General features: G+C 64.9%; 1 pseudogene. It reads right to left on the bottom strand.

From position 1 onward, the window contains the following. Positions 1-345: pseudogene (locus EN852_RS37020) on the bottom strand (helix-turn-helix transcriptional regulator); the annotation flags it as partial.

Raw genomic sequence — 345 nt, 5'->3', positions numbered from 1 at the left:
CCGCCTCGGTGAGGTTGAACCTGTTCATCTCGACACAGGCGCAGTTGGTGAAGGCGCGCGCCGCATGCTCCTGAAAGTTGCCCGTAAGGGCAAGTCCAAGGCTGCGGGCGAGATCGCGCCGCCCCTTGGCGAAGTCCAGCCATTGCCCGGCCGCCCCGACATTGTTGAGGGCATGGCAAAGTATGTCGGCCCGGTTGAGCCGCTCCGCCAGCTCGACGGCCTTGCCGCCGAACGCAAGCGTCTCCTCGAGCCGCTCGGCCAGCATCGCCAGTTGCGAGAGATTGGAATAGGCCATGGCGAGTTCGGCACTGTCGGGCGCCGTTTCCAAAAGCTCCACGGCCAGAT

The organism is Mesorhizobium sp. M2E.F.Ca.ET.209.01.1.1, from assembly GCF_004010375.2.
Taxonomy (GTDB): domain Bacteria; phylum Pseudomonadota; class Alphaproteobacteria; order Rhizobiales; family Rhizobiaceae; genus Mesorhizobium.
Note: the sequence above shows the minus strand (reverse complement) of the source record. Positions and strands in the feature narration are given on the sequence as shown.